The organism is Enterobacter sp. CFEC122, from assembly GCF_052983755.1.
On sequence record NZ_JBRIQR010000001.1, the window covers coordinates 107047 to 132681 of the forward strand.

Here is a 25635-nt window from a genome sequence, read left to right on the forward strand (position 1 = left end):
CATGCCATCTTCGCCTATATGACTAGTCATGAAATTTTAAATGACTAGTCATATAGGGAGGAAACATGAGCAATCAGCTGCCGGCCAACTTTTTATGGGGCAACTCGGTATCGAGCATGCAGACGGAAGGGGCCTGGAACGAGGGCGGGAAGGGGATGTCGGTGTACGACATTCGCGAAGCTGGGGAGAACATCTCCGACTGGAAAGTCGCGACCGACTCCTACCATCGCTACCGGGAAGATTTCGACCTGATGCAGGATCTGGGCATGAACTGCTACCGCTTCCAGATCTCCTTGAGCCGCGTCTGTCCGCAGGGTGACGGCGCGTTCAACGACGAGGGCATCGCGTTTTACGACCGCTTTATTGAAGATCTCATCGCCCGCGGTATTGAGCCGATGATCTGCCTCTACCACTTCGATATGCCGCTGGCGCTGGCGCAGGAGTACAACGGCTTCAATGACCGCCGCGTAATGGACGCCTTTATCCGCTACGGTAAAAAGATGATCGACTGCTTTGGCGACCGCGTGAAGTACTGGCTGACCTTCAACGAGCAGAACATCTTCCATATGCCGGAAGCGTTTCGTATTTCCGGCTACATGAAAGGCGATCAAACCCTGCGCGAGCTGTACGAGCTGCAGCATCACACCATGGTGGCGCACATGGCGCTGACCGAGTATCTGCACCAGACGAAACCGGGCCAGCTGATGGGCGGCATGCTGGCGCACCAGCTGGTTTATCCGGCCACCTGCAAACCGCGCGATATCTTCTGCGCCCAGCAGTATGACGAGTTCCTTAACCAGAACCTGCTGCGCGTCTTTGCCGGGCAGGGCTACAGCCCGGCGGTGATGGCGGTGGTGGAGCAGGAAGGCTTTGGTGATATCTACCGTGCCGAAGATTTAGCGCTACTGGCGCGCACCAGAAACGACTATATGGCCTTCAGCTACTACGCCAGCAAAACGCTGGACAGCGATGCGATTCCGGAAGGCACGCCGGTCAACTATTACCTGCTGCACGGCGAGAAAAATAACCCCTACCTGAAAGCCACCGAGTGGAACTGGCAGATCGACCCGCTCGGTTTTCGCACCATCATTACCCGCTACGCCAACGACTGGCGCATGCCGGTGTTCCCGATTGAAAACGGGATTGGCGTGATTGAGTCCTGGGATGGCGTCAACCCCATCGAGGATACCTACCGCATCGACTACCACCGGGCGCACATCGAGGCGATGAAAGCGGCGATATTCGAGGATGGGGCAGAGGTCATGGGCTACCTCGGCTGGGGGTTAATCGACATTCTCAGCTCCCAGGGCGACATGCGTAAGCGCTATGGCGTGGTCTACGTCAACCGGGAAAACCACGACCTGAAAGACCTCAGGCGCGTGCCGAAGAAGAGCTACGCGTGGTTAAAACAGGTTATCCATACCAACGGACGCGAGATGTAAGCCGTACGCTGCCGGGCCGTTTTTGTGACTGATTGATGGGAACACTCCGCTATGTCTGAAACAAAAATCACACCGCATATGCAGTCCTTTGTCGATAAGTTTGTCGAGTTCTCGGCGCGCCTGGCAAACCAGGTGCACCTGCGCTCCCTGCGCGACGCCTTCGCCACGGTGATGCCGATTTTCATCCTCGCCGGTCTGGCGGTGCTGGTGAACAACGTGGTGTTCCCGTGGATTTTTCACGGCGATACGCTGGCACACTTCAAAGTGTGGGGCGAGGCGATTATCAACGGCACGCTTAACATCGCCGCGCTGCTGCTGGCCCCGATGATCGCCTGGTCACTGGCGCGCAACAAAGATTTCGACAACCCGGTCTCGGCAGTGGTTATCGCCGTCAGCAGTTTTATCATCATGATGCCGATGCGCTTACAGGTTACGCCCGTTGGCAGCGACGCCGCGGTGAACGTCACGCAGGTGCTGACCTTCGCCAATATCGGCTCCACCGGCATTTTCGCCGGGGTGCTGATTGGGCTGCTCTCAACGGAAGTGTTTATCGCGATTTCGCGCCTGAAGGCGCTGCACATATCGCTCGGGGAAAATGTGCCCCCAGCGGTCAGCAAATCCTTTACCGCGCTGATCCCGACGATCCTCACGCTCTCCCTGTTCGCGGTGCTGGCGGCCGTGCTGGCAAACGTGCTGCACACGGATCTGATCCATCTCATTACCACCTTTATCCAGCAGCCGCTGCGGCTGATCAACACCAGCCTGCCGGGGACGATTTTCATCTACAGCTTCGGCAACTTCCTGTTCACGCTCGGTATCCATCAGTCGGTGGTCAACAGCGTGGTGCTGGAGCCGTTTCTGCTGATCAACACCAACGAGAACATGCTGGCCTTCGCCAACGGCCAGCCCATTCCGCACATCATCAACAACATCTTCGTGCCGACGTTTGGCATGGTGGGCGGAACCGGCAGCACGATCTCGCTGCTGATCGCCATCTTTATCTTCTCACGACAACAGTCGGCGAAACAGGTGGCGCGTCTGTCGCTGGCGCCCGGCTTATTTAACATCAACGAGCCGGTGATCTTCGGCCTGCCGATTGTCTTTAACCTGCCGCTAATGATCCCGTTTGTGCTGTTGCCCGCGATAGGCATTTACTTCGCCTGGCTCTGTACCACGCTGGGATTCATGTCGCGCTGCGTGGTGATGATCCCGTGGACCACGCCGCCGATTCTCAGCGCCTGGCTGGCGACGGCAGGGGACTGGCGGGCGGTGGTGGTGCAGTTGGCAATCATTATATTTGGTGTATTCTTCTACCTGCCTTTCCTCAAGATTGCCGAGCGAGTGGCGTTGAAAAACAGCGGGATAGAAAACTAACTGTAAGGAAGGACGATGGCGGCGAAGTACATCACCATAGCGCGGGAAATCAAGAAACGCATTATCAGCCAGCAGTACGCCGCCAATGAACCGCTCCCGGACCAGTTTGCGCTGGCGGCGGAGTTCAGCACCAGCCGGATGACCATCCAGCAGGCGATGCGCCAGCTGATCGTCGAAGGGCTGGTCTACACCCGTCAGGGGCAAGGGACGTTCATCCGCAAAAACTTCCTCCAGCTCTCGCAGTGGGATCTCTCCGGCAGCGACTATTTCGGTGCCACCAAAACCTGGGCGCATCTGGGTACGGTCACGAGCCAGGTGGTGCATTTCGAACTGCGCTTCCCGAACGAAAAAGAGCAGGCGTCGCTGATGATTAACGCCGATGCGCCGATCTACGACTTCATTCGCCTGCGTTTACTGAACGGCGAACCGATGTCGCTGGATTCCACGGTGATGCCGATGAATCTGGTGCCGGGCCTGACGAAAAACCACCTTGAAGGGTCAGTGTTTCAGTACGTTCAGGAAACCCTGGGGCTGAAAATTATGGGATCATACCGGGTCGTGCGGGCGCTAAAGCCCAGCGCGCTGGACAGAGAGCATCTGGTCTGTGAGGAAACCGATCCGGTGCTGGAGGTGGAGCAGGTCATTTATCTGGAAGATGGCACGCCGCTGGAGTATGCCCACTGCCACTATCGGTACGACCACGGCGGGATTGTTATCGTGAATAACGGATAGTCCGTCCTTCAGGCACACGACTCGAAATAGCTGTCTGTATCTTTTATGTAAAGATCGTTCTGACACAGATGCTGAATATGACCCGGCTTAAATGTAAAACGGATTTTTTGGATCCAGGATCGTTTTATTTTGCTGGTATTGTCGCGTGATAATCCATAATCATGAATTATCTCATGAACAAAACGAATGCTCTTTGCAGAAACATAGACCGGTGTTTTGGTGAGCTGAATCAGTTTGCTGATCCAAATATCATCTGCGCGAGGACAAACCCGAATAAAATCCTCGTTAAAATGGAAATACTCCGGAATCATATTTTTCTTGAGGACAACGCCACCAAGACCGGTGATGATATAGTTTTGCTTAACAACTTTTGGCACAGTGATAAGCGGGAAATTACGATAGGTATCAAGAAGTTCTTTCTTCTTCTTTACCGTTTCGCGCACGCGCGCAGCAACCACATATTCCTGATTGTGGTGGTAAAAATCATCTAGTAGGGTTTCTGCCCACATTTCGTTATAAATGGCGTCATCGTCGGCATAAATCAGAATATCCTCTTCCGTTGCCGCTTGTAACGCAGGAAACAATTTACGATAAGGCCCGGTGTTTTTAACCCATTTAAAAACCAGGTTTGTACCTGTCTGGCGAATTTTCTGCGCCCATTCAGGCTCTTCAGTGATGCCTTCATCACTGAGATAAGGTGTACTGGAGACCCATACAACAATTTGATCGACTTTTTTACTCTGGTTCGCTAGTGACCACACTGTCTGCGAACAGAGATAAAGGCGCGATTTTGTTGTTGTTAAGTTAATACTGATCATTGTACTAAGTGTGCTCCAGGAAATAAAAAGACCCTATAAATACAGATTAAACTGATGTTATAAGTAGGCGCATCATAACACTTAGAGGATCAGATGTAACCACGCCGGGTTGGCAGAAAATGGCAAGAATGGGAATTACGGCAATAATTGCTGTTCAGAAACGATGAGTGCAGTGGGTATCGCGGAGTAATAAGACCCCGAGATTTCGAGGTCTTATAATGTACTTTAAAGATTCAGATTGATCAGTTCAGACGCACCGGCATACCGGAACGGTTCTGAATCGCCTGGTCGACGATGGTGGTTTCCACGTCAGGCTGAGAGGTCACGGACTGCACCGCGCTGTTCAGCGTAATCGGCACGATCTCGTTGTTGTTGATCTGGTCTTCGCTGGTGGACAGCGGGTTGTGCACTTCGATGTAGCGGCTGCCGTCTGGCTCAGACGTCGCTTTCACCGGTTCGTTGATGAACTGCACGCGCGTACCGACCGGCACGTTTTCGAACAGGAACTTGATGTCGTCGTTACGCAGGCGCACGCAGCCGTGGCTCACGCGCAGGCCGATACCGAAGTTGGCGTTGGTGCCGTGAATCGCATACAGACGACCAATATACAGGGCATACAGACCCATCGGGTTATCCGGGCCGGCTGGCACAACGGCTGGCAGCGGTTCGCCCGCAGCGATGTATTCCGCGTGCATTTTGGCGGTAGGGGTCCAGGTTGGGCCCGCTTTCTTACGTTCAACTTTGGTGGTCCAGTTCAGCGGGGTATCTTTGCCCAGCTGGCCGATACCGATTGGCAGCACGATAACGGTGTTGGTGCCTTTCGGGTAGTAATACAGACGCATTTCGGCGCTGTTGATCACGATACCTTCATGAACGGTATCCGGCAGGATCAGCTGCTGAGGAATATTCAGCACGGTACCTGCTTTTGGCAGATACGGGTCAACGCCCGGGTTCGCTTCCAGCATGTTAGACAGGCCCAGCTGGTACTGCGCGGCGAAATACTCCAGCGGCTGAGAGTTACCCTCAGGCACCGTCACCACCTGGTTTTGACCCACCAGACGGCTTCCGTCGGTCGGCAGGGGATACGTCACCGCAGACGCGGTCTTACAAAAACCTACTACGGCTAACGCCGCCGCAAAAAGCGTTGTTAATTTCATGTTCATGTTGTGCGAGGTATCTAAGCCATTCTGGCGATGAGTTGATAAGTCTGAATCTGTGATGGGAGCGCATTATATGTGCATTCCCGCTCACTGGGAATTCAGATGTGTACGAAATCACATTTTTTTCGATTTTGTTAAAGTTTAGTGGATTGCCGCAACACGGGATCTCAATTCGGAATTGTGGCATAATGCCGTGTTTATCACACTTTTCGCAGGAATCTCCCCGTGTTAGTTACCAGCAACGTCACTATGCAGTTTGGCAGTAAGCCGCTGTTCGAAAACATTTCCGTCAAATTTGGCGGCGGCAACCGTTACGGCCTGATTGGCGCCAACGGTAGCGGAAAATCCACCTTCATGAAGATCCTCGGCGGCGATCTGGAGCCGACCCTCGGCAACGTGTCGCTCGATCCGAACGAGCGTATCGGTAAGCTGCGTCAGGATCAGTTCGCCTTCGAAGAGTTCACCGTGCTGGACACCGTGATCATGGGGCACGCGGAGCTGTGGGAAGTGAAGCAGGAGCGCGATCGCATCTACGCGCTGGCCGAAATGAGCGAAGAAGATGGCTATAAGGTGGCCGATCTGGAAACGCAGTACGGCGAGATGGACGGTTACTCTGCGGAAGCGCGTGCGGGCGAGCTGCTGCTGGGCGTCGGCATTCCGGTTGAACAGCATTACGGCCCGATGAGCGAAGTTGCGCCAGGCTGGAAGCTGCGTGTGCTGCTGGCTCAGGCGCTGTTCTCTAACCCGGACATCCTGCTGCTCGACGAACCCACGAACAACCTGGACATCGACACCATCCGCTGGCTGGAGCAGACGCTCAACGACCGCGACAGCACCATGATCATCATCTCGCACGACCGTCACTTCCTGAACATGGTCTGTACGCACATGGCGGATCTGGACTACGGCGAGCTGCGCGTTTATCCGGGCAACTATGACGAGTACATGACCGCCGCCACCCAGGCGCGCGAGCGTCTGCTGGCGGACAACGCCAAGAAGAAAGCGCAGATTGCCGACCTGCAGTCCTTCGTTAGCCGCTTCAGCGCCAACGCCTCTAAGTCGCGTCAGGCGACCTCGCGTGCGCGTCAGATTGATAAAATCAAGCTGGAAGAGGTTAAAGCCTCCAGCCGTCAGAACCCGTTCATCCGCTTCGAGCAGGACAAGAAGCTGTTCCGTAACGCGCTGGAAGTGGAAGCCCTTACCAAAGGCTTCGATGAAGGCCCGCTGTTTAAAAACTTCAACCTGCTGCTGGAAGTGGGCGAGAAGATTGCCATTCTGGGCGCCAACGGCGTGGGTAAATCCACCATGCTGAAAACCCTGGTCGGCGAGCTGCAGCCGGACAACGGCACCGTGAAATGGTCCGAGAACGCGCAGATTGGCTACTACGCGCAGGACCATGAGTACGAGTTCGAAAATGACCTGACCGTCTTCGACTGGATGAGCCAGTGGAAGCAGGAAGGCGACGACGAGCAGGCGGTGCGCAGCATCCTGGGCCGTCTGCTGTTCAGCCAGGACGACATCAAAAAGCCTGCTAAAGTGCTCTCCGGTGGCGAGAAAGGCCGCATGCTGTTCGGCAAGCTGATGATGGAAAAACCAAACATCCTGGTGATGGACGAACCGACTAACCACCTGGACATGGAATCGATCGAATCCCTGAACATGGCGCTGGAGATGTATCAGGGCACCCTGATCTTCGTCTCTCACGACCGTGAGTTCGTCAGCTCGCTGGCAACCCGCGTGATCGAGATTACGCCAGAGCGCGTGGTGGACTTCACCGGTAACTACGAAGATTACCTGCGCAGCAAAGGTATCGACGGCTAAAAAAAAGCCCGGTGGCGCTTCGCTTACCGGGCCTACGGGTGACTTTGTAGGCCGGGTAAGGCGAAGCCGCCACCCGGCAATGTTCAGAGCACCCACTCACTCCTTTCAACCCCGTTCACCCGCAGCGTACGTTTTTCCCCCGCCGGTAATGATACCTTCAGCGCCTTCCACGCCGGACGATAATCCCCCCGCGCGTTCACCTTCAGGTTGATGGTTGCGCCATCGCACACCATCTCCCATTCCACCCACAGCGCGTTGCCGTTCAGGTAGCCCCAGCTTTCGCCGTCATCCTCAAACAGCAGCCCGGCGGTGGTGCCGACGCCTTTCACCGGGAACAGTTTCAGCTCACGGGTATCGTCTTTATCGGCGCTCACGTGACGGATGCGTTCGCTGAGCGGCAAACCGGCACCGGCGCGCACCAGCAGCGGCAGCTTTTCCAGCGGCGCATCAAGGACGATCGCCTGGCCGCCCGCATACCACGCGTGGGTGTAAAAATCGTACCAGCCCGTTTCGTTATCCGGCAGCCAGACGCGGCGCTCGCGCTGCCCGGCTTCGACGACGCTGGCCACCAGCAGGTCACGGCCCAGCAGGAAATCGTCGCACTCTTCAAACGTCTGCGCATCGTGCTCATGATCGAGGAAGGTCGGGCGCAGCATCGGCTCGTCGTCGGCGTGCGCCTGCCAGAGCAGGGTGTAGAGATACGGCAGCAGGCGGTAGCGCAGTTCAATGGCGCTGCGAATCGCAGGCGTGACGCCCGGGTACATCCACGGCTCGTTCACCGTGTGATCATCGTTCCACGAATGAATGGTAAAGCGCGGGTGCATCACGCCGTTCTGTACCCAGCGCACGAACAGCTCGGCATCCGGCTTGTCGCCGGAGAAACCGCCGACGTCGTGACCGACGTTGAACAGTCCGGACAGGCTCATGCCCAGCCCCATGCGGATGTTATAACGCAGGGTGTCCCAGTTGGTGCGGTTGTCGCCGCTCCAGGTCTGAACGTAGCGCTGCATCCCGGCGCAGCCGGAGCGGGAGATCAGATACGGACGCTTCTCCGGCGCAAAGCGCTGCTGCGCTTCCAGCGAGGCGCGCATCATCAGCAGCGGCATCACCGGGCGAATGTGCTTGATGGCGATCTCCTGACCGAAGCCATAGCAGCGCGCTTCCCCGTCCCACACTTCATACTCGTTGTTGTCGTTCCAGGTGGAGTCGATGCCCATCTCCAGCAGCTGCGTGGTCACGCCGTTCTGCCACCACTGCACCGTCTGCGGGTTGGTGAAGTCGAGATGCGATCCTTCGTCATCCCAGAAGCTGGAACGTTCAGGCGCATCGGTTTCTGAATCACGAATGAACAGGCCGCGTTCCGCCACTTCGCTGTAGCGGGGATGATCCTGCAACAGACACGGCTTGATGTTGGCCGCAAGCCGCAGCCCCGCGTCGTGGAACGCCTGGCTCATCACCTTCGGCTGCGGCACTTTGTCGTAGTTCCAGTTAAAGACGTAGCGCTTGCCGTTAATCGAGGTATAGCCGGAGGAGAGCTGGAACGAGTCGCACGGAATGGCATGCTCATCGCACAGGCGGATGAAGTTCATCAGCTGGTTTTGCGCGTCCGGCGCGTCGGTGTAGTGCATGGTCGAGCCGCTGTAGCCCAGGCTCCATTTCGGTCCGAACAGCGTTTTCCCCGTCAGGCGCACGAAGGCTTTGGTCACGTCCAGCACGCGCTTGCCGGTGAAGAGGTAGTAGTCAATATCGCCCGCTTCCGCCTGCCAGCGGCGGTAGGCAGTGTGATAGTTGTCGATCTCGTTACCCAGATCCAGCCAGCAGTTGCTCAGGTTATCGTAGAACAGACCGTAGCTCACGTCATCGCGACGGGTGAGGGTGAACGGGATGTGCTTGTAAAGCGGATCGGTGCTGGCCGCGTTATAGCCCATCGCGTCCAGGTTACGCATCTCATAGCGTTTACCGTTGCGCTGCAGATCGCCCGCTTTCTCGCCCAGGCCGTAGAAACGCTCGTCCTTGCGGCGGCTGAGGTAGTGCGCCACGCCGTCGCCGTGGGCGTTCAGCAGGTAGGCGCTGGTGGGACGGTCGTTGACCAGCGGCTGCCACTCGCCCGCGTCATTGCGGTAGTGCCACTCCAGCCACAGCGGCTGGTGGACCGTCACGCGCAGCTGCTCGGTTGCTACCGTTAACGTGTCCTCCTGCTGCTTCAGCGTCCAGGCCGGGCAGGTGAAGCCGCTGACATCGTCACGACGGCGACCTTCCCACGGCACGTCTTTTTCCGGTGCGATGCTCCAGGTGCGGTCCAGCGCCAGCTCGCCTTTGCGTTTGATCAGCACGCGGAACAGGTTCTCTTCCAGCACATACAGGCACAGACGGTGCTGGTTATCGACCAGCAGTTCAAGATGGTTTGCCGACTGCGTATCAACGGTCCAGTTTTTCAGGGTTTTCATATGCAATACATCCACTATCAGGCGCGCTTGGCGCGACGTTCAGCAATAAATGCTACCAGGAAGAGAGCGCCAATCAGGTCAAAGAAGCCCATGGCGATAAAGAGCGGGTTAAAGCCGATTTTGTCGGCGGTCACACCGATTAACAGCGAGAACAGGAAGCTGGCGATCCACGCCGCCGAGCCGCGCATGCCGTTGACGGTCGCCATCTGGCCTTTGTCGAACGACTCCACGACCAGGGCGCTCAGCATGCAGGAGATGATCTGGTGCCCGAAGCCGCCGATGGAGATCAGCACGATGGTGATATACGGGTCGCGGGTAATGGCCACGATGGCCAGCGAGATCATCAGGAACGCGCCGGTCACGGAGCTGGCGACGACCGAGTTAACGCGGGAGCAGCCGAACAGGCGGGTGTACAGACGCGTCAGGTAGCCGCTTGCCACGCTGCCGAGGTCGGCGGCGAGGAACGGCAGCCAGGCAAACATCGCAATCTGCTTCAGGTCCATACCGTGCTCTTTGGCAAGATACAGCGGCACCCAGAAGCTCAGCACCGCCCAGGCCGGTTCCGCCATAAAGGCCGGGATGGCGATACCGTAGAAGCGTTTGTTTTTTGAAACGGTTTTCAGCGCGGTCAGGAAGGGCAGTTTGACCGGCGCCGGTTCGTTATCCTGCTTGATGAACGCCAGCTCGTCCTTGCTCAGGTTCGGGTGCTGCTCCGGGTTATGGTAGAACGCCCACCAGAGGATCACCCACAGCAGCGCCAGCACGCCGGTAAACATAAACGCCCCCTGCCAGCCGAACGAGGCGTGAGCAAAGTAGATGATAGGGGGAGCCAGCATCGCGCCGATGGAGAAGCCCACGCCCGCCCAACCGGCGGCAACGGGACGCTCTGATTTCGGGAACCATTCGCCGATGGTTTTGGCGTTCGCCGGGGTGGCAGCGGCTTCTGAAGCCCCCATAAAGAAGCGCAGTATGGCCAGGTGCAGCCAGCTTCCGGCGCCCGCATGGAAAATACACATCAGCGCCCAGATCCCGGCGCAGACCATAAAGCCAATCTTGAGGCCAATGACGTCAATCAGCCAGCCGCACAGGGGCTGGAAAATGGTATAGGCGATCTGAAACGCGCCGACGATCCAGGAGTATTGCTCGGTGGTGATCCCGAGGCTCTCTTTTAGCTCCGGAGCGAGAATACCTAAGGAATTTCGGGTGATGTAGTTAACGGTGACGCCCAGCAAAAACAGCACCAGCATGTACCAGCGCAGGTTCTTGATGACGCGACGGGTTTTGCTTGTCGCAATGGTGTTATTGATGTCCTGACTCATTTTACTCTCCACAAGACGGACGGTAAGGGGACGGAGGTTCAGGTGTCACACAGATTGTTATGCCTTTGATTTCTATCCGCTTATAATGCTTAAGTTGCTATACAACTAGTATGGAAGCTGTGTGACAAGTTCACCTTAAGGAAGAAAATGAGTGGGCAAAAGTGGATTTTGTGCAAAATTTCTCATAACAGACGAAAATACTCTGGCATGATGGCATTTATGCCAGTTATTGCCTGATAAACACGCTATGAAAATTTTTTCATTTCGCAAATGGAGCCAGATCACAAAATGGACAAAAGGCTAAAAATCACCGAAATCGCGGCCCGCACGCAGCTCTCCATCAGCACCGTGTCGCGGGTGCTGGCGGGGAAAGCGAATACCAGCGAAAAAGCGCGTGCAAAGGTGCTGGCGTGCGCGCGAGAGCTGGGGGTAATGGACGGCATGGCGGCCGGGCGTCTGCTGCTTAACAGCCTGGTGGTTTTTGCCCCGCAGCGCGCCTTCGACGAGCGGTCCGACATCTTTTACTACCGCGTGATCCAGAGCGTGAGCAATGCACTTGCCTCCCACGAGGTCCGGTTGCGCTACTGCGCGCTGGAGGAGAACGACAGCGACGCCCAGCTGTTTCTGGCGCGGATGAACGAGCCGGATACCCAGGCGGCCATTCTTCTCGGTATTGACGATCCGCATATCCACGATCTGGCTGTGGACGTGGGCAAACCCTGCATGCTGATTAACTGCCGCGACCGGCACATGCGTCTGCCTGCCGTTGCGCCGGATCACCGCGCCATCGGCGAGCGGGCGGCGGAGTACCTGTTCGAGATGGGACACCGCGAGGTGATGAACGTGCTGTGCCTGCGTCGCTACACGATGGAGCTGCGCCTGTCGGGGATCCGCGACGCGTGGCAGTCCCACAACCTGGCGTTCAACGACAAGCGCGATCTGCTGGTGGTGCCGAGCTTCAGCGCCAGAGAGACGGAGCAGCTGGTGAGCGATTGGCTAAATCAGCAGCAGGGAAAAGACCTGCCGACGGCGTTCCTGGTTGGCGGCGACTTTATGGCGGCGGGCACCATCAGCGCCTTACAAAACCACGGCCTGCGCGTGCCGCAGGACGTCTCGGTGATGAGCATCGACGGCTTTAACCTGGCGGCGATTCAGGATGTTCCATTAACGGCCGTGCATGTTCCCCGCGATGAGCTGGGAACGGAAGCGGTACACATGCTCCAGCAGCGGCTCATGCGCCTGGACGCGCCGGTAGGCACATTGCTGCTGAACGGCACGCTGGCCGTGCGGGAATCGGTACGGCGGATACGTCAGGGGAAACGACGCACCGCCGTGGAGCGGGAAGGGCTGTACGACAGCTAGACCATGCCCAGCGCGCGTTTGCCGTGGATGTTGAGATCGTTCACGGTAAAGCGGTCCTGCCAGGTTTTTTCATAATCCTCGCGCGGGAAGTCTCCCGGCGACGCGCCGGTTTCCAGCGCTTCCTTGACCTTCTTCGCGTAGGCGAGGTTTTTCTCGCACATCGGTGCGGCGGGGATGTACATCACGTTGCCCCAGCCCTGCTGATCTTCCACCGGCGCGACGGAGTGGATCACATCGCAGTGCCACCACACCGAATCACCCGCCTCCAGCGCAGGAATGCTGGTCAGCGCCTCGATAAGCAGCGGGTGCCACTTCTCGGAAACCGGCAGCACGCGCCCCGGCGCCACGCCGCACAGCTCGTCCTCCGGCACGTCGTCCAGCAGCGGACGCAGCAGAATGTACGCCATTGCTTCCGGGATCGGCACTACGTGCAGCAGCCCCTGGCCGGGGATCATGTCCGACAGCGCCGTCCAGCCCTGGAAGGTGCGGAACACCGAGCATTTGGTGGTGTTATCGACGGTATACTCTTCCACTTCGGTACGGTGCGCGGCGTTCCACGGATCGTACTTGTCGACGTTGCCGTCAAACACGCGGGCAAAGACCTGCTGGTAGGCAGGCAGCAGCCAGCGCTCCAGCGCGCCGGAGTCGGTATGCGCGCCGAGTCCTTTCGAGGTGGTTCCCGGCGGACGGCGGCGAATACGATCCGGGTAAATCACGCTCACGTCCGGGTCGAACCACTGCTTGCCGTTGCTCTCGAACGTCCATAAGCGGTTCAGGAACGACTGCACCTGCGCCATTTCTTCGCTCTGGCGCGCCTGCATTTGCGCCTGCGACCAGTAGATCGGGTAAATCTCCGGACGGGAAGCGCTCAGGGTGCCGAAGAAGTTATCGCCTGGCCCTTTGTACACCTCATCAAACTTGTTCAGATCGAGGTAGTCGAGCATCGACTGATCCCACGCCAGCGCCTGCTCGCGCGGGAAGTGACCTTTAATCACCGCGCAGCCGCGGCGCTTAACGGCCTCGCGCTGTGCGTCGGTAATCGTGCCGTTTTTCACATCGTTAAACGGAATCACCGGCCAGACGGATTCACCTTTATTTTTAAGGGCGTTAATTTCCGCCACTCGGGTGGCAATGCTGTCGCTGAGCTTGTTGAAGACCGCCTGCACGTCGCCGATCTGCGCGCGTAATTCACGTTTCAACTGACGGATTGCCGCTTTGTGATCCGCTGGCAAGGTTTCACTGGTAAAGGTCATAACTGCCTCGCATCTTTCATTCGAAAGTAAAAATGTCTACAAGTGATACTTTAAGTTAAAAATAAGTTAATGCAAGTTTAAAAACTTGACCTGCGCCACAGGACGGGAAAATGAGTGAGGGTGCCGGAGCAGGGCTCCGGCGAGAAGAGGATCAGGCGTCGAACGGGGAATGGTTGTCGAGCACGGCCTGGATGACGTTCAGCGCGCCGTGATGGTTGTTGTCATCGGTGCTGTAGCGGCTGATTTCTTTGATGCTCTCTGCCGCGTTGCCCATCGCAAAGGAATATTTCACCAGCTTCAGCATCTCGGCATCGTTGCCGCTGTCGCCAATGGCCACGCACTCTTGAGGAGAGATTTTCCAGCGTTTCAGCAGGCGGCTGATGCCGTTCGCTTTGTGCAGGCCGGGGATAATCAAATCGACAAAGCCAAAGCCGCTGGTGACCGGCTTCATGATGCCGTCCAGGGAGACGTGGAGTTTATCCACCAGATTAGGAATGTCGCTGTCCGGCAGGTTCAGGGAGAACTTAAACAGCACGTCGTCAATGTCGCGGTAATCGCTGATGCGCTTTAAGCGGTGGTAGTGCTTTGACATTAGCGCCACGAACGCGTCCGGCGCTTTATCGCTGACGTAGGCGCTCTCCAGCCCGCAGGCCACGAAGTTCAGCCCTTTGTCTTTCAGCAGTTCGCCAATCACGATCTGCGATTCATGGCGCGTCAGCTCGCCGTGAAAAATCTGCTCGCCGCGATCGAACACCAGCGCGCCGTTTTCCGCCACGAAGGAGATCCGATCTTTAAGCTCCGGAAAGAAGGAGATGAGCTGGTAATACTGGTTGCCGCTGGCGACAACAAATTCAATGTCGCGGGCTTTAAGCTGTTCAAACTGTGCCTGGAAGCGGTCACGATCGTACTGCTTGGCATCATCAAGGAAAGTTCCGTCCATATCGGTGACGATAACTTTAACGGTCATACTGTGCTCCTGGGTCACTGCGTTTTGAAACATTCTAATAACAAGGTGACGAGGAGCACAAATTTAATTTCGAATGAAAGTCAGAAAGCCGGGTGGCGGCTTCGCCTTACCCGGCCTACGGGGAGACTCTGTAGGCCCGGTAAGCGCAGCGCCACCGGGCGTTTTCTTACAGCGTATGCTCAGTACGGGCGATAATATCGTCCTGCGCATCCGGCGACAGGGCGGTGAAGAACGCCGAGTAACCCGCGACGCGCACCACCAGGTCGCGGTACTGGTCCGGGTGTTTCTTCGCCTCCAGCAGCGTTTCGCGCGAGACGATGTTGTACTGAATATGCCAGCCCTTATGCACCTCGAAGAAGGTGCGCAGCAGCACCATCAGCTTCTGGCGATCGCTGTCGTTTTCCAGCGTCGACGGGTTCAGCTTCTGGTTCAGCAGCACGCCGCCGAGAATCGCTTCCGTCGGCAGTTTGCCCACCGAGCCAATTACCGCCGTCGGGCCGAGGTGGTCCGTACCCGAAGCCGGGCTGGCCCCTTCCGCCAGAGGGGTATGCGCCTTACGTCCGTCCGGTGTCGCCATCGTCGCCGCGCCAAACGGCACGTTCGCGGAGATGGAAGAGGTGCCCGCGTAGTAGTTACCGCCAATCGGGCCGCGGCCGTAGCGCGGGTTATGGTACTGCTTCAGCTCTTCAATGTAGGTCTGATAGGCGCGGGTCAGCAGCATATCCACGCTGTCGTCGTCGTTGCCGTACTTCGGCGCGCCGTTGATCAGGCGCTGACGCAGCTGCTCGTGGGTCAGGCCATCGAAATCATCGGCCAGCGCCGCCGCCAGCTGCTGTTGACCGATGACGCCCTGTTCGAACACCAGCTTCTTCACCGCCGCCAGGCTGTTGCCGAGGTTGGCGATGCCCACCTGCAGGCCGGACACCCAGTCATACTTCGCGCCGCCCTGCTTGATGCTTTTCGCGCGCTCGATGCAGTCGTCCACCAGCGCCGAGCAGAGAATGTCGTGGACGTTCTCCTCCAGCATGGTGTCCACGACGTACTCAATCTCGATGGATTTGCGGGTGTAGTAGCGGATCTGGCTATCCCAGGCTGCCATCACTTCGTCGAAGTTATCGAAGTTACCGGCAGAGAGGGCTTTCTCCTGCGGCAGGAACACCTTGCCGCTGGTGGCGTCGCGGCCGCCTTCCAGCGCGGCCAGCATCACGCGGGCGAAGTTGATAAAGCTCATGCCGGTGCAGCGGTAGCCCCACTTGCCGCCTACCGCGGTTTCGATGCAGCCAATGGCCGCGTAGTCGTAGGCGTCGTCGCGTTCAACGCCGAGCTTGATGAATTCCGGAATGACGATTTCATCGTTGTTGAACGCAGGCATCCCGAAGCCACAGCGGATCACCTGCACGCAGGCGTCGAGGAAGTCGTTGCTCATGCCCGCGTGATAGCGCACGCTCAGGTTCGGCTGGGTGGAGCGCAGGCGACCGCAGGATTCCAGAATCGCGTAGGAGAGCGGGTTCACCGCGTCCATCGGCTCACCGTTGACCAGCTTCTGGCCGCCGATGGTGACGTTCTGGTACAGCGGGCTACCGGCGGAAGCCTTCGAGTGCGAGCCGGAGCGGATCTTGTTCACTTCCAGCAATTTCAGCCAGCAGCTGTGCAGCAGCTCGATGGCGTGCTCGCGGTCCAGGCTCTGGTTCAGCTCCACGTCGCGGCGGTAGTACGGATAGAGATACTGGTCCATACGCGCGAAGGAGACGGAGTGGCCGTTGGACTCAATCTGCAGGATCAGCTGAATGAAGTAGCACAGCTGCAGCGCCTGCCAGAAGGTTTTTGGCGGCTCGTGGGCGATTACGTCACAGTTTTCCGCCATTGCCAGCAGCTCGTCGCGGCGGCTTACGCGGGTTTCGGTGGAGGCCATCTCGCGCGCCAGATCGGCGAAGCGTTTGATGTGCAGGCTGACGGCTTCCAGCACGATATCAATGGCTTTCAGGAACTGATCGCCGTGCAGGTCTTCCAGCACCGTCAGGTTGATGCGCGAGCGGCGCTCGGCCACTTTGGCGCGCAGGCCGTCGAGACCTTTCTCCAGTACCAGCGGGAAGTTCACCGCCAGGTGCGCGTCGCCGGAGGTCATGTTGCCTTCGGCTTTGATGATGCCGGTTTCCAGCAGGCCTTTCTGCTCGTCGGTGAACATGCCGTAGCAGCGGTCCTGCACCGTCTGGCCGCGCCACCACGGGCAGATCTCATGCAGCACACGCTTGTTCTCTTCGCTCACCGCAAAGCCCGCGCCCGGGCGATCCGCCAGGTCGTCAATCTCTTTCTCAATCCAGGAGACGGTGTATTCCGGGAAGATCGGTGCGGCGCGCACTTCGCTGGCCTGGTTACCGATAATAAGCTCGTCGTGTTTGATCCAGATGGTACGCTCGGCCAGGTGATGCGCCAGCGCCAGGGCGCGACGGACCGGGATCGGCTTGTCCATGTGCTGCTGGTACATTTCGGTGTAATGCTGGGCACGCTCGGTACAGACCGGCGGCTTAACGATATGTACCAGCGCCGTTTTGTGCGCCTTAATGCGCTCGCTGAGGGTATTGAGATTCAGGGTTGTCATAAGTTTATCCTCGTAAGGTCGCGGTTAACCCTTTCTGGCAGGCGTACTGCTGCGCGAAGTCCAGCAGGGCAGGGTTATCCAGCGGTTTGTCAGGGGCAGAGTAGGGTTGGCCGAGCAGGGTGTATTTGTTCATGCCCAGCGTGTGATACGGTAGAAAATGAATATCGTCGACGCCGAGCTCATCGGCAGCGAAGTTGGTAATGGCGGTGATGGAGGCTTCATCCGCGTTGAAGCCCTGGATCAGCGGCACGCGGATGGTGATCGTTTTCCCGGCGGCGGCCAGGCGTTTCAGGTTGTCCAGGATGCGCTTAGCCGAACCGTCCGTCCACTGCTTGAAAACGTCTCCGTCGACATGCTTCAGGTCGGCGAGGAACAGATCGACGTACGGTAATGACGGCTCGATATAGTGCCACGGCACGTGAAGGCAGGTTTCGACGGCGGTGTGGATACCCTGGTCATGGCTGGCTTTAAACAGCGCGTGCGCCAGCTCCGGGTTCATAAACGGTTCGCCGCCGGAGAGGGTGATCCCGCCGCCGCTGCGGTCGTAAAAGGGTTTATCGCGCAGTACGGTCGCCATGATCTCCTCGACCTGCTGTTCTTCGCCGCAAACGGTCAGCGCCTGCGTCGGGCAGCAGTCGGTGAGGGCATCAAGCGTCTCTTCACTCAGCTTTTCGCGGTGGATGACCAGGCCATTCAGCGCGCGTTCGATGCAGCCCGGTGCCGCCTGCTGGCACAGGTCGCAGCCGTCCAGGCACAGACGCGCATCAAACAGCACGTCCCGGCTGCGGGAGCGGCTTTCCGGGTTCTGGCACCAGCGACAGCCCAGCGAGCAGCCTTTCAGGAACACCACGGTACGAATTCCGGGGCCGTCGTGGGTAGAGTAACGCTGAATATTGAAGATCATGTTTTTCGCCTCTCATCTTGCATATGAAGATTAAATTACTTTCGAATGAAAGTTATCTTGATGCAGGTCAACTCTTGAGCAGGTTTTGTCGTGATAGGGTAAGTGCAGGCTAATTTTGAAGGTGACATCATGGAACTTTATCTCGACACATCTGACGTTGCGGCAGTCAAAAAGCTGGCGCGTATCTTCCCGCTGGCGGGCGTGACCACCAACCCAAGCATCGTTGCGGCCGGTAAAACGCCGCTCGACGAACTGCTGTCCGCGCTGCACGACGCGCTGGGCGGTAAAGGCCGTCTGTTCGCGCAGGTGATGGCGACCACCGCCGAAGGGATGGTGGAAGACGCGCGTAAGCTGCGCGCCATCATTAACGATCTGGTGGTGAAAGTGCCGGTGACCGCAGAAGGGCTGGCGGCGATCAAGATGCTGAAGGCGGAAGGGATCCCGACCCTGGGCACGGCGGTCTACGGTGCCGCGCAGGGAATGCTCTCCGCGCTGGCGGGGGCGGAGTATGTGGCCCCTTACGTTAACCGCGTGGACGCGCAGGGCGGGGACGGGATTCAGACCGTAATTGAGCTGCAACAGCTGCTGACGCTGCACGCGCCGCAGTCAAAGGTGCTGGCCGCGAGCTTTAAAACCCCGCGTCAGGCGCTGGACTGCCTGCTGGCAGGCTGCGAGTCCATCACGCTGCCGCTGGACGTGGCGCAGCAGTTTATTACCTCTCCGGCGGTAGACGCAGCGATTGTGAAGTTTGAGCAGGACTGGCAGGGGGCGTTTGGACGGACGTCCATCTGACGCGGTTGCCGGGTGGCGCTGACGCTTACCCGGCCTACGTTCGAGCCGTTGTAGGTCGGGTAAGGCTAAGCCGCCACCCGACTTTTTTACTGGCTACACACCTCACACCCCGGGTTACGCATCAGCTTCATCTCGCGGAACTGGCAGGTCATCGCGTCATACATCACGATTTTCCCCGCGGCGGGCGTGCCGTAATTCGTCAGCACCTTGATCGCTTCCATTGCCTGCAGTGAACCAATCACGCCGACGAGCGGCGCCATCACGCCCGCCTCAACGCAGGTCAGCGCATTCTCGCCAAACAGACGGCTCAGGCAGCGGTAGCAGGGTTCACCCTCGGCGTACGTGAAGACGCTGATTTGCCCCTCCATGCGGATCGCCGCCCCGGAAACCAGCGGGGTTTTGTGAGCAAAACAGCCCGCGTTGAGCTGATTACGGACGGTGACGTTATCGGTGCAGTCCAGGACCAGATCGTGCCGGGCAATCTGCGCGGAGAGCGCGTCGTCATCCAGCATTTCGTCAATTAGCGTGAACTGAACGTGGGGGTTGATACGCGCCAGCGCAGCCCTGGCGGATTCCACTTTCGGCTGGCCCACCGTCGCGTCGCTGTGCAGCGTCTGGCGCTGCAGGTTGGACACCGACACGGTATCGAAATCCAGCAGCGTCATGCTTCCTGCGCCCGCCGCGGCAAGGTACTGCGCGGCGGCGCAGCCCAGCCCGCCCAGCCCGACGACCAGCACGCTGGCCGCCTTGAGCGCTTCCTGACCTTCGAAATCAAACCCGCGCAGCACAATCTGGCGGTTGTAGCGCATCATCTCCGGGTCGCTCAGCTCCACCGCCATGTCAGCCTCCGAACAGGTGGTTAAAGCGCTCAACCTCAACCCATTCGCCGACTTCCACGTTGCCGCGCTCGCGCTCCAGCACGATGAAGCAGTTGCCCAGACTGAAGGAGCTGAAAATGTGCGAGCCCTGATGTCCGGTGGTGCTCACTTCGAGCTCACCGTCCGCGCCGCGCGCCAGAATGCCACGCTGGAAGTCGAGACGGCCCGGTGATTTTTTCAACCGCGTCGCAGCACGCACGCGCAGGCGTTCCGGCAGCGGGCTGGCCTTGTTGCCGGAAAGCTTCGCCAGCAGCGGGATCGCCAGCTGGTAGAAGGTAAGTGCCGCCGAGACCGGGTTACCCGGCAGGCCGCAGAACCAGCTGTGTGGAAGCTTGCCAAACGCGAACGGCTTGCCCGGCTTGATCGCCAGCTTCCAGAAGGCGATTTCGCCCAGCTCTTCAAGCAGGGTTTTGGTGTAATCCGCTTCGCCCACGGAGACGCCGCCGGAGCTGATGACCACGTCGGCGGATTTATCCGCCTCGATAAACGCCGCGCGCAGTTTTTCCGGATCGTCTGGAATAATGCCGAGGTTAATCACGTCGCAGCCCAGCTGCTCCAGCATCAGGTGTACCGCCAGGCGGTTGGTGTCGTAAATCTGGCCGTCCTGCAGCGGCTGGCCCGGAAGCTGCAGCTCGTCGCCGGTGGAGAAAACGGCGACGCGCACTTTGCGGATAACGTCAACTTCCGCGATGCCGAGCGAGGCCAGCACCGGCAGCTCCGCCACCGTCAGCCTTTGCCCGGCGGCAAAAACGGTCGCGCCGAGGGTAATGTCTTCGCCCGTGCGGCGGATGTTCTGGCCCGCTTTGACGCTGGCGGTAAAACGCACGCCGTCGTCGGTCTGTTCGGTCTCTTCCTGCATGACGACAGCGTCGCAGCCAGCCGGAACTGGCGCGCCGGTCATGATGCGCACGCAGGTGCCCGCAGGCCATTCGCCGCTAAACGGCTGACCCGCAAAGGCTTTACCCGCCACCGGCAGGGCGTTACCCGTCTGGAGATCCGCCAGGCGTACCGCGTAACCGTCCATCGCGGAGTTATCAAACCCCGGCACGTTGAGCGGGGAGACGATATCGCGTGCGGCAATACGGCCAAAACAGCGCACGAGGGGCAGCGTCTCAACGTCATGCAGCGGGGAAACTCGGTCAAGCATCTGCGTGAGTGCCGTCTCAAGCGGCATCAGTCCGGCGGTAAAATCCATGGTGGGCTCCTGCGGAGTAACAACGAAAGCGTCCATTATGGCAGAAAAGTGCGGCTAACTGTATGACCGGAGGGTGTACGCTTTACATCACTGTTACGTCTTTCTATATTCAAAAATCATCTGAAGTTTCGTCGACGATAATGATATTTATAGAAAAAGCCGCAAAACAGGCTAACGGGTGATGCGAATGGTTAAGGCGGTAATCGCAATTCATGGCGGGGCCGGGGCAATCACCCGTGCACAGCTCACTCCTGAGCAGGAAAAGCGCTACATCGACGCGCTGTACGCCATTGTCGAAACGGGCCAGAAAATGCTGGAAGCGGGCGAGAGCGCGCTGGACGTGGTCACCGAGGCGGTACGCCTGCTGGAGGAGTGCCCGTTATTTAATGCGGGGATAGGTTCGGTCTTTACCCGGGATGAAACCCACGAGCTGGATGCCTGCGTCATGGACGGTATCTCCCTGAAAGCGGGGGCCGTGGCAGGCGTCAGCCACCTGCGTAACCCGGTGCTGGCCGCGCGTCTGGTGATGGAAGAGAGCCCGCACGTGCTGCTGACGGGCGCGGGGGCGGAGAGGTTTGCCTTCGAACACGGAATGGAGCCGGTATCGCCCGATCTGTTTTCCACAGAGGCGCGCTATCAGCAGCTGCTGGACGCCCGTTCGGCGGGTATGACGCAGCTTGACCATACTGCGCCGCTGGATGAGCGCAGCAAAATGGGCACGGTCGGCGCGGTGGCGCTCGACAAAGCGGGCAACCTCGCGGCGGCAACCTCCACGGGCGGGATGACCAACAAGCTCCCCGGACGCGTGGGCGACAGCCCGCTGCCGGGCGCCGGCTGCTATGCCAATAACGCGACGGCGGCGGTGTCGTGTACCGGCACCGGAGAAGTCTTTATTCGTGCCCTTGCGGCCTACGACATTACCGCGCTGATGGATTACGGCGGTTTAAGCCTCAGCGAAGCCTGCGAGCGCGTGGTGATGGAGAAACTGCCTGCCCTAGGCGGCGTCGGCGGGCTGATTGCGGTGGATCGCGAGGGTAACGTGGCCCTGCCGTTCAACAGCGAAGGCATGTACCGCGCCTGGGGCTATGCCGGCGATGAGCCGAGCACGGGGATCTATCGTGAATAAGGGGGCAGCGCGTGCCGCACAGTGAAGAGCTGGACAACCGCGAAGTGCTGGCTGTCCATCAGCTGAATATTGCGTTTCAGGAAGAGCGGCAGTTCATCCCCGCAGTACAGAATTTATCGTTCACGCTCAGGCGCGGCGAGACGCTGGCGATTGTTGGCGAGTCCGGCTCCGGGAAATCGGTCACCGCGCTGGCGCTGATGCGCCTGCTGGAACAGACGGGCGGGCAAATCAGCAGCGAGAAAATGCTGCTGCGCCGCCGTAACCGTCAGGTCATTGATTTAAACGAGCTGAGCGGCGCGCAGATGCAGGGCGTGCGCGGGGCGGACATTGCGATGATTTTTCAGGAGCCGATGACCTCCCTGAACCCGATGTTCCCGGTCGGGGAACAAATTGCCGAGTCCATCCGCCTGCATCAGGGGCTAAGCGGTGATGAGGCGCTCAGGGAGGCCAGACGCATGCTGGAGCTGGTGCGCATTCCGGAGGCGCAGGCCATCCTGAGCCGCTATCCGCATCAGCTTTCCGGCGGCATGCGACAGCGGGTGATGATTGCCATGGCGCTCTCCTGCCGTCCGGCGGTGCTGATCGCCGATGAACCAACGACGGCGCTGGACGTGACGATTCAGGCGCAGATCCTGCAGCTCATCAAGGTGCTGCAGCAGGAGATGGAGATGGGGGTGATTTTCATCACCCACGATATGGGCGTGGTCGCCGATATCGCCGATCGGGTGCTGGTGATGCACAAGGGCAGCGCGGTGGAAACCGGCCCGGTCGAGCAGATTTTTCACGCGCCCGCGCATCCTTACACCAAAGCGCTGCTGGCGGCGGTTCCGCGCCTGGGGGCGATGAACGGCAGCGATCTGCCGCGTCGTTTTCCGTTGATCTCCCTGGAGGCGTCTGAGCCGCAGGAGGAGGAACGCGAGCAGGACACCGTGGTGCCGGGCAAGCCCATTCTGGAAGTGCGCAATCTGGTCACGCGTTTTCCGCTGCGCAGCGGTGTGTTGAACCGCGTAAAGCGCGAAGTGCACGCGGTGGAAAACGTCAGCTTCGACCTCTGGCCGGGCGAAACGCTGGCGCTGGTAGGGGAGTCCGGCTGCGGTAAATCCACGACCGGGCGCGCGTTGCTCCGTCTGGTGGACGCGCAGGAGGGCAGCATTACCTTTAACGGCGAGCGCATTGATACCCTTCCGGACAGCAGGCTGCAGGCGGTGCGGCGGGATATTCAGTTTATTTTTCAGGATCCGTATGCCTCTCTCGATCCGCGACATACGGTGGGGTATTCGATTATGGAGCCGCTGCGGGTGCATAACCTGCTCGACGGCGAGGCGGCGCAGCGTCGCGTGGCCTGGCTGCTGGAGCGCGTTGGCCTGAAGCCGGAACACGCCTGGCGTTATCCGCACGAGTTTTCCGGCGGGCAGCGGCAGCGTATCTGCATCGCCCGCGCGCTGGCGCTGAACCCAAAAGTGGTGATTGCGGATGAATCCGTCTCGGCGCTGGATGTCTCTATCCGGGCGCAAATCATCAATCTGCTGCTGGATTTACAGCGGGATATGGGGATCGCCTTCCTGTTTATCTCGCACGACATGGCGGTGGTTGAGCGCATCAGCCATCGCGTGGCGGTGATGTTTATGGGGCAAATTGTGGAAATCGGTCCGCGAAGAGCGGTGTTCGAGAACCCACAGCATCCGTATACCCGCAAGCTCATCGCGGCGGTCCCGGTCGCCGATCCGGCGCATCGTCACGGCCAGCGCGTGCTGCTGCAGGATGAAATGCCGAGCAATATTCGTAAACGCGGCGAGGCCGTGGAGCGCGTGGCGTTGCGTGAGGTCGGGCCGGGTCATTTCGTGGCTCCCCCGCGTCAGGACAATGCTTTTTCGCGGTTATAACTTTCAACAGGCAGGAGAACATAATGGTTACATTTGTAGCGCGTAGATGGTTGTTAGCCGCGAGCGTGACGGCAGCCCTGGCCGCTGCCCCCGCGTTCGCTGCCAAAGATGTGGTGGTCGCCGTCGGCTCTAACTTCACCACGCTGGATCCGTATGACGCTAACGACACGCTCTCCCAGGCGGTGGCGAAATCGTTCTACCAGGGGCTGTTTGGCCTGGATAAAGAGATGAAGCTTAAAAACGTGCTGGCGGAGGGGTACACCGTTTCGGATGACGGGCTGGTGTACACCATTAAGCTCAAAACCGGGGTGAAATTCCAGGACGGCACCGACTTTAATGCAGACGCGGTGAAGGTTAACCTCGATCGCGCCAGCAATCCTGAAAACAGCCTCAAGCGTTATAACCTCTATAAAAACATCGCCAAAACCGAGGTGGTCGACCCGGCGACGGTAAAAATCACCCTGAAAGAGCCGTTCTCCGCGTTTATCAATATTCTGGCGCACCCGGCGACGGCGATGATCTCCCCTGCCGCGCTGAAGAAATACGGCAAGGAGATCGGCTTCCACCCGGTCGGTACCGGTCCGTACGAGCTGGTCACCTGGAATCAGACCGATTTTGTGAAGGTGAAGAAATACGCGGGATACTGGCAGAAAGGGCTGCCGAAGCTGGACACCATCACCTGGCGTCCGGTAGTGGATAACAACACCCGTGCGGCGATGCTGCAAACCGGCGAGGCGCAGTTTGCCTTCCCGGTCCCGTACGAGCAGGCCGCCATTCTGGAGAAAAACAGCAAGCTGGAGCTGGTCGCCAGCCCGTCGATCATGCAGCGCTACATCAGCATGAACGTCACGCAAAAGCCGTTCGATAATCCGAAGGTGCGCGAAGCCATTAACTATGCCATTAACCGCCAGGCGCTGGTGAAGGTCGCTTTTGCGGGCTATGCCACCCCGGCCACCGGCGTGCTGCCGCCGGCTATCGCGTATGCGCAAAGCTATCAGCCGTGGCCGTACGATCCGGCCAAAGCGCGCGAGCTGCTGAAGGAGGCGGGCTATCCGAACGGCTTTAGCACCACGCTGTGGTCGTCGCATAACCACAGTACCGCCCAGAAGGTGCTGCAGTTTACCCAGCAGCAGCTGGCGCAGGTGGGGATTAAGGCGCAGGTTACCGCCATGGATGCCGGACAGCGTGCGGCAGAGGTCGAGGGTAAAGGGCAGAAAGAGAGCGGCGTGCGGATGTTCTACACCGGCTGGTCGGCCTCGACCGGTGAAGCCGACTGGGCGCTGTCGCCGCTGTTTGCCTCGCAGAACTGGCCGCCAACCCTGTTCAATACCGCATTCTACAGCAACCCGCAGGTGGACAAAGACCTGGCCGATGCGCTGAAAACCACCAAACCGGACGAGAAGGCACGCCTCTACAGGGACGCGCAGGACATCATCTGGAAAGAGTCGCCGTGGGTGCCGCTGGTGGTGGAGAAACTGGTGTCAGCCCATAACAAAGCGTTGACCGGGTTCTACATCATGCCGGATACGGGCTTTAGCTTTGACGATGCGGATTTAAAATAAC

The 25635-nt window shown here is 58.8% G+C and carries 19 protein-coding genes; 9 read left to right on the forward strand and 10 right to left on the reverse strand.

Annotated features, from left to right (window positions below; all coding sequences use genetic code 11):
• The first annotated feature begins 65 nt into the window (after positions 1 to 65).
• The 3 genes from ACVCAM_RS00525 to ACVCAM_RS00535 are packed head-to-tail and all read left to right on the forward strand — an operon-like array spanning position 66 to position 3548.
• Complete coding sequence (locus ACVCAM_RS00525) at positions 66 to 1442, forward strand: glycoside hydrolase family 1 protein (RefSeq protein ID WP_407223191.1); 1377 nt, start codon at positions 66 to 68, stop codon at positions 1440 to 1442.
• A 51-nt stretch (positions 1443 to 1493) separates the two neighbouring features.
• The gene (locus tag ACVCAM_RS00530; protein ID WP_025912879.1) at positions 1494 to 2816 is read left to right on the forward strand and encodes a PTS sugar transporter subunit IIC; all 1323 of its coding nucleotides are present in this window, start codon (positions 1494 to 1496) and stop codon (positions 2814 to 2816) included.
• Between the two features lie 15 nt (positions 2817 to 2831).
• Complete coding sequence (locus tag ACVCAM_RS00535) at positions 2832 to 3548, forward strand: GntR family transcriptional regulator (protein WP_025912880.1); 717 nt, start codon at positions 2832 to 2834, stop codon at positions 3546 to 3548.
• Positions 3549 to 3556: 8 nt separating this feature from the next.
• Here the strand turns inward: ACVCAM_RS00535 and ACVCAM_RS00540 are convergent, their stop codons facing one another.
• Together ACVCAM_RS00540 and ldtB are read right to left on the reverse strand one after the other, a co-directional pair.
• Complete coding sequence (locus ACVCAM_RS00540; RefSeq protein ID WP_023615566.1) at positions 3557 to 4366, reverse strand: glycosyltransferase; 810 nt, start codon at positions 4364 to 4366, stop codon at positions 3557 to 3559.
• A gap of 242 nt (positions 4367 to 4608) precedes the next feature.
• On the reverse strand, positions 4609 to 5529 hold the full coding sequence (ldtB, locus tag ACVCAM_RS00545; RefSeq protein ID WP_008501186.1) for a L,D-transpeptidase: 921 nt from the start codon (positions 5527 to 5529) through the stop codon (positions 4609 to 4611).
• 222 nt (positions 5530 to 5751) lie between these two features.
• Here ldtB and ACVCAM_RS00550 point away from each other — a divergent pair, with 222 nt between their 5' ends.
• A complete protein-coding gene (locus ACVCAM_RS00550; protein WP_008501187.1) occupies positions 5752 to 7347 on the forward strand; it encodes an ABC-F family ATPase in 1596 nt (531 codons plus the stop codon).
• A gap of 83 nt (positions 7348 to 7430) precedes the next feature.
• Here ACVCAM_RS00550 and ACVCAM_RS00555 read toward each other — a convergent pair whose 3' ends face one another.
• Together ACVCAM_RS00555 and ACVCAM_RS00560 are read right to left on the reverse strand one after the other, a co-directional pair.
• Positions 7431 to 9794, reverse strand: coding sequence for a glycoside hydrolase family 31 protein (locus ACVCAM_RS00555; RefSeq protein ID WP_025912881.1), 2364 nt, complete (start codon positions 9792 to 9794; stop codon positions 7431 to 7433).
• A 17-nt stretch (positions 9795 to 9811) separates the two neighbouring features.
• Positions 9812 to 11113: an MFS transporter gene (locus ACVCAM_RS00560; protein ID WP_025912882.1), complete on the reverse strand. Its 1302-nt coding sequence runs from the start codon at positions 11111 to 11113 to the stop codon at positions 9812 to 9814.
• A gap of 288 nt (positions 11114 to 11401) precedes the next feature.
• On the opposite strand from ACVCAM_RS00560, the gene ACVCAM_RS00565 reads away from it, so the two are divergent.
• A complete protein-coding gene (locus ACVCAM_RS00565; RefSeq protein WP_025912883.1) occupies positions 11402 to 12475 on the forward strand; it encodes a LacI family DNA-binding transcriptional regulator in 1074 nt (357 codons plus the stop codon).
• Here the strand turns inward: ACVCAM_RS00565 and ACVCAM_RS00570 are convergent.
• The 4 genes from ACVCAM_RS00570 to ACVCAM_RS00585 form a co-directional block, all read right to left on the reverse strand.
• Positions 12472 to 13728 carry a DUF1479 domain-containing protein gene (locus ACVCAM_RS00570; protein WP_025912884.1) on the reverse strand — a complete coding sequence of 419 codons (1257 nt, stop codon included), beginning with the start codon at positions 13726 to 13728 and terminating at the stop codon, positions 12472 to 12474. The genes ACVCAM_RS00565 and ACVCAM_RS00570 overlap by 4 nt on opposite strands.
• A 151-nt stretch (positions 13729 to 13879) precedes the next feature.
• Positions 13880 to 14695: a Cof-type HAD-IIB family hydrolase gene (locus tag ACVCAM_RS00575; protein ID WP_008501192.1), complete on the reverse strand. Its 816-nt coding sequence runs from the start codon at positions 14693 to 14695 to the stop codon at positions 13880 to 13882.
• A gap of 166 nt (positions 14696 to 14861) precedes the next feature.
• Complete coding sequence (locus ACVCAM_RS00580; protein ID WP_023343643.1) at positions 14862 to 17294, reverse strand: formate C-acetyltransferase/glycerol dehydratase family glycyl radical enzyme; 2433 nt, start codon at positions 17292 to 17294, stop codon at positions 14862 to 14864.
• 4 nt (positions 17295 to 17298) lie between these two features.
• Positions 17299 to 18198, reverse strand: coding sequence for a glycyl-radical enzyme activating protein (locus tag ACVCAM_RS00585; protein WP_025912885.1), 900 nt, complete (start codon positions 18196 to 18198; stop codon positions 17299 to 17301).
• A gap of 129 nt (positions 18199 to 18327) precedes the next feature.
• Between ACVCAM_RS00585 and fsa the strand changes: the two genes are divergently transcribed.
• Positions 18328 to 18990, forward strand: a complete 663-nt coding sequence (gene fsa / locus ACVCAM_RS00590; RefSeq protein ID WP_025912886.1) for a fructose-6-phosphate aldolase — start codon at positions 18328 to 18330, stop codon at positions 18988 to 18990.
• A gap of 86 nt (positions 18991 to 19076) precedes the next feature.
• Here fsa and moeB read toward each other — a convergent pair whose 3' ends face one another.
• Together moeB and moeA are read right to left on the reverse strand one after the other, a co-directional pair.
• Positions 19077 to 19829 carry a molybdopterin-synthase adenylyltransferase MoeB gene (gene moeB / locus ACVCAM_RS00595; protein WP_025912887.1) on the reverse strand — a complete coding sequence of 251 codons (753 nt, stop codon included), beginning with the start codon at positions 19827 to 19829 and terminating at the stop codon, positions 19077 to 19079.
• 1 nt (position 19830) lies between these two features.
• Positions 19831 to 21063, reverse strand: coding sequence for a molybdopterin molybdotransferase MoeA (gene moeA, locus ACVCAM_RS00600; RefSeq protein ID WP_106106211.1), 1233 nt, complete (start codon positions 21061 to 21063; stop codon positions 19831 to 19833).
• A 187-nt stretch (positions 21064 to 21250) separates the two neighbouring features.
• Here moeA and iaaA point away from each other — a divergent pair, with 187 nt between their 5' ends.
• The 3 genes from iaaA to gsiB are packed head-to-tail and all read left to right on the forward strand — an operon-like array spanning position 21251 to position 25634.
• Entirely contained in the window at positions 21251 to 22189 is a 939-nt protein-coding gene (gene iaaA, locus ACVCAM_RS00605) for a beta-aspartyl-peptidase (RefSeq protein ID WP_025912889.1), read from the forward strand.
• A gap of 11 nt (positions 22190 to 22200) precedes the next feature.
• A complete protein-coding gene (gene gsiA / locus ACVCAM_RS00610) occupies positions 22201 to 24072 on the forward strand; it encodes a glutathione ABC transporter ATP-binding protein GsiA (protein ID WP_407223192.1) in 1872 nt (623 codons plus the stop codon).
• Positions 24073 to 24095: 23 nt separating this feature from the next.
• Positions 24096 to 25634 carry a glutathione ABC transporter substrate-binding protein GsiB gene (gene gsiB, locus ACVCAM_RS00615; RefSeq protein ID WP_025912891.1) on the forward strand — a complete coding sequence of 513 codons (1539 nt, stop codon included), beginning with the start codon at positions 24096 to 24098 and terminating at the stop codon, positions 25632 to 25634.
• Position 25635 lies beyond the last annotated feature (1 nt).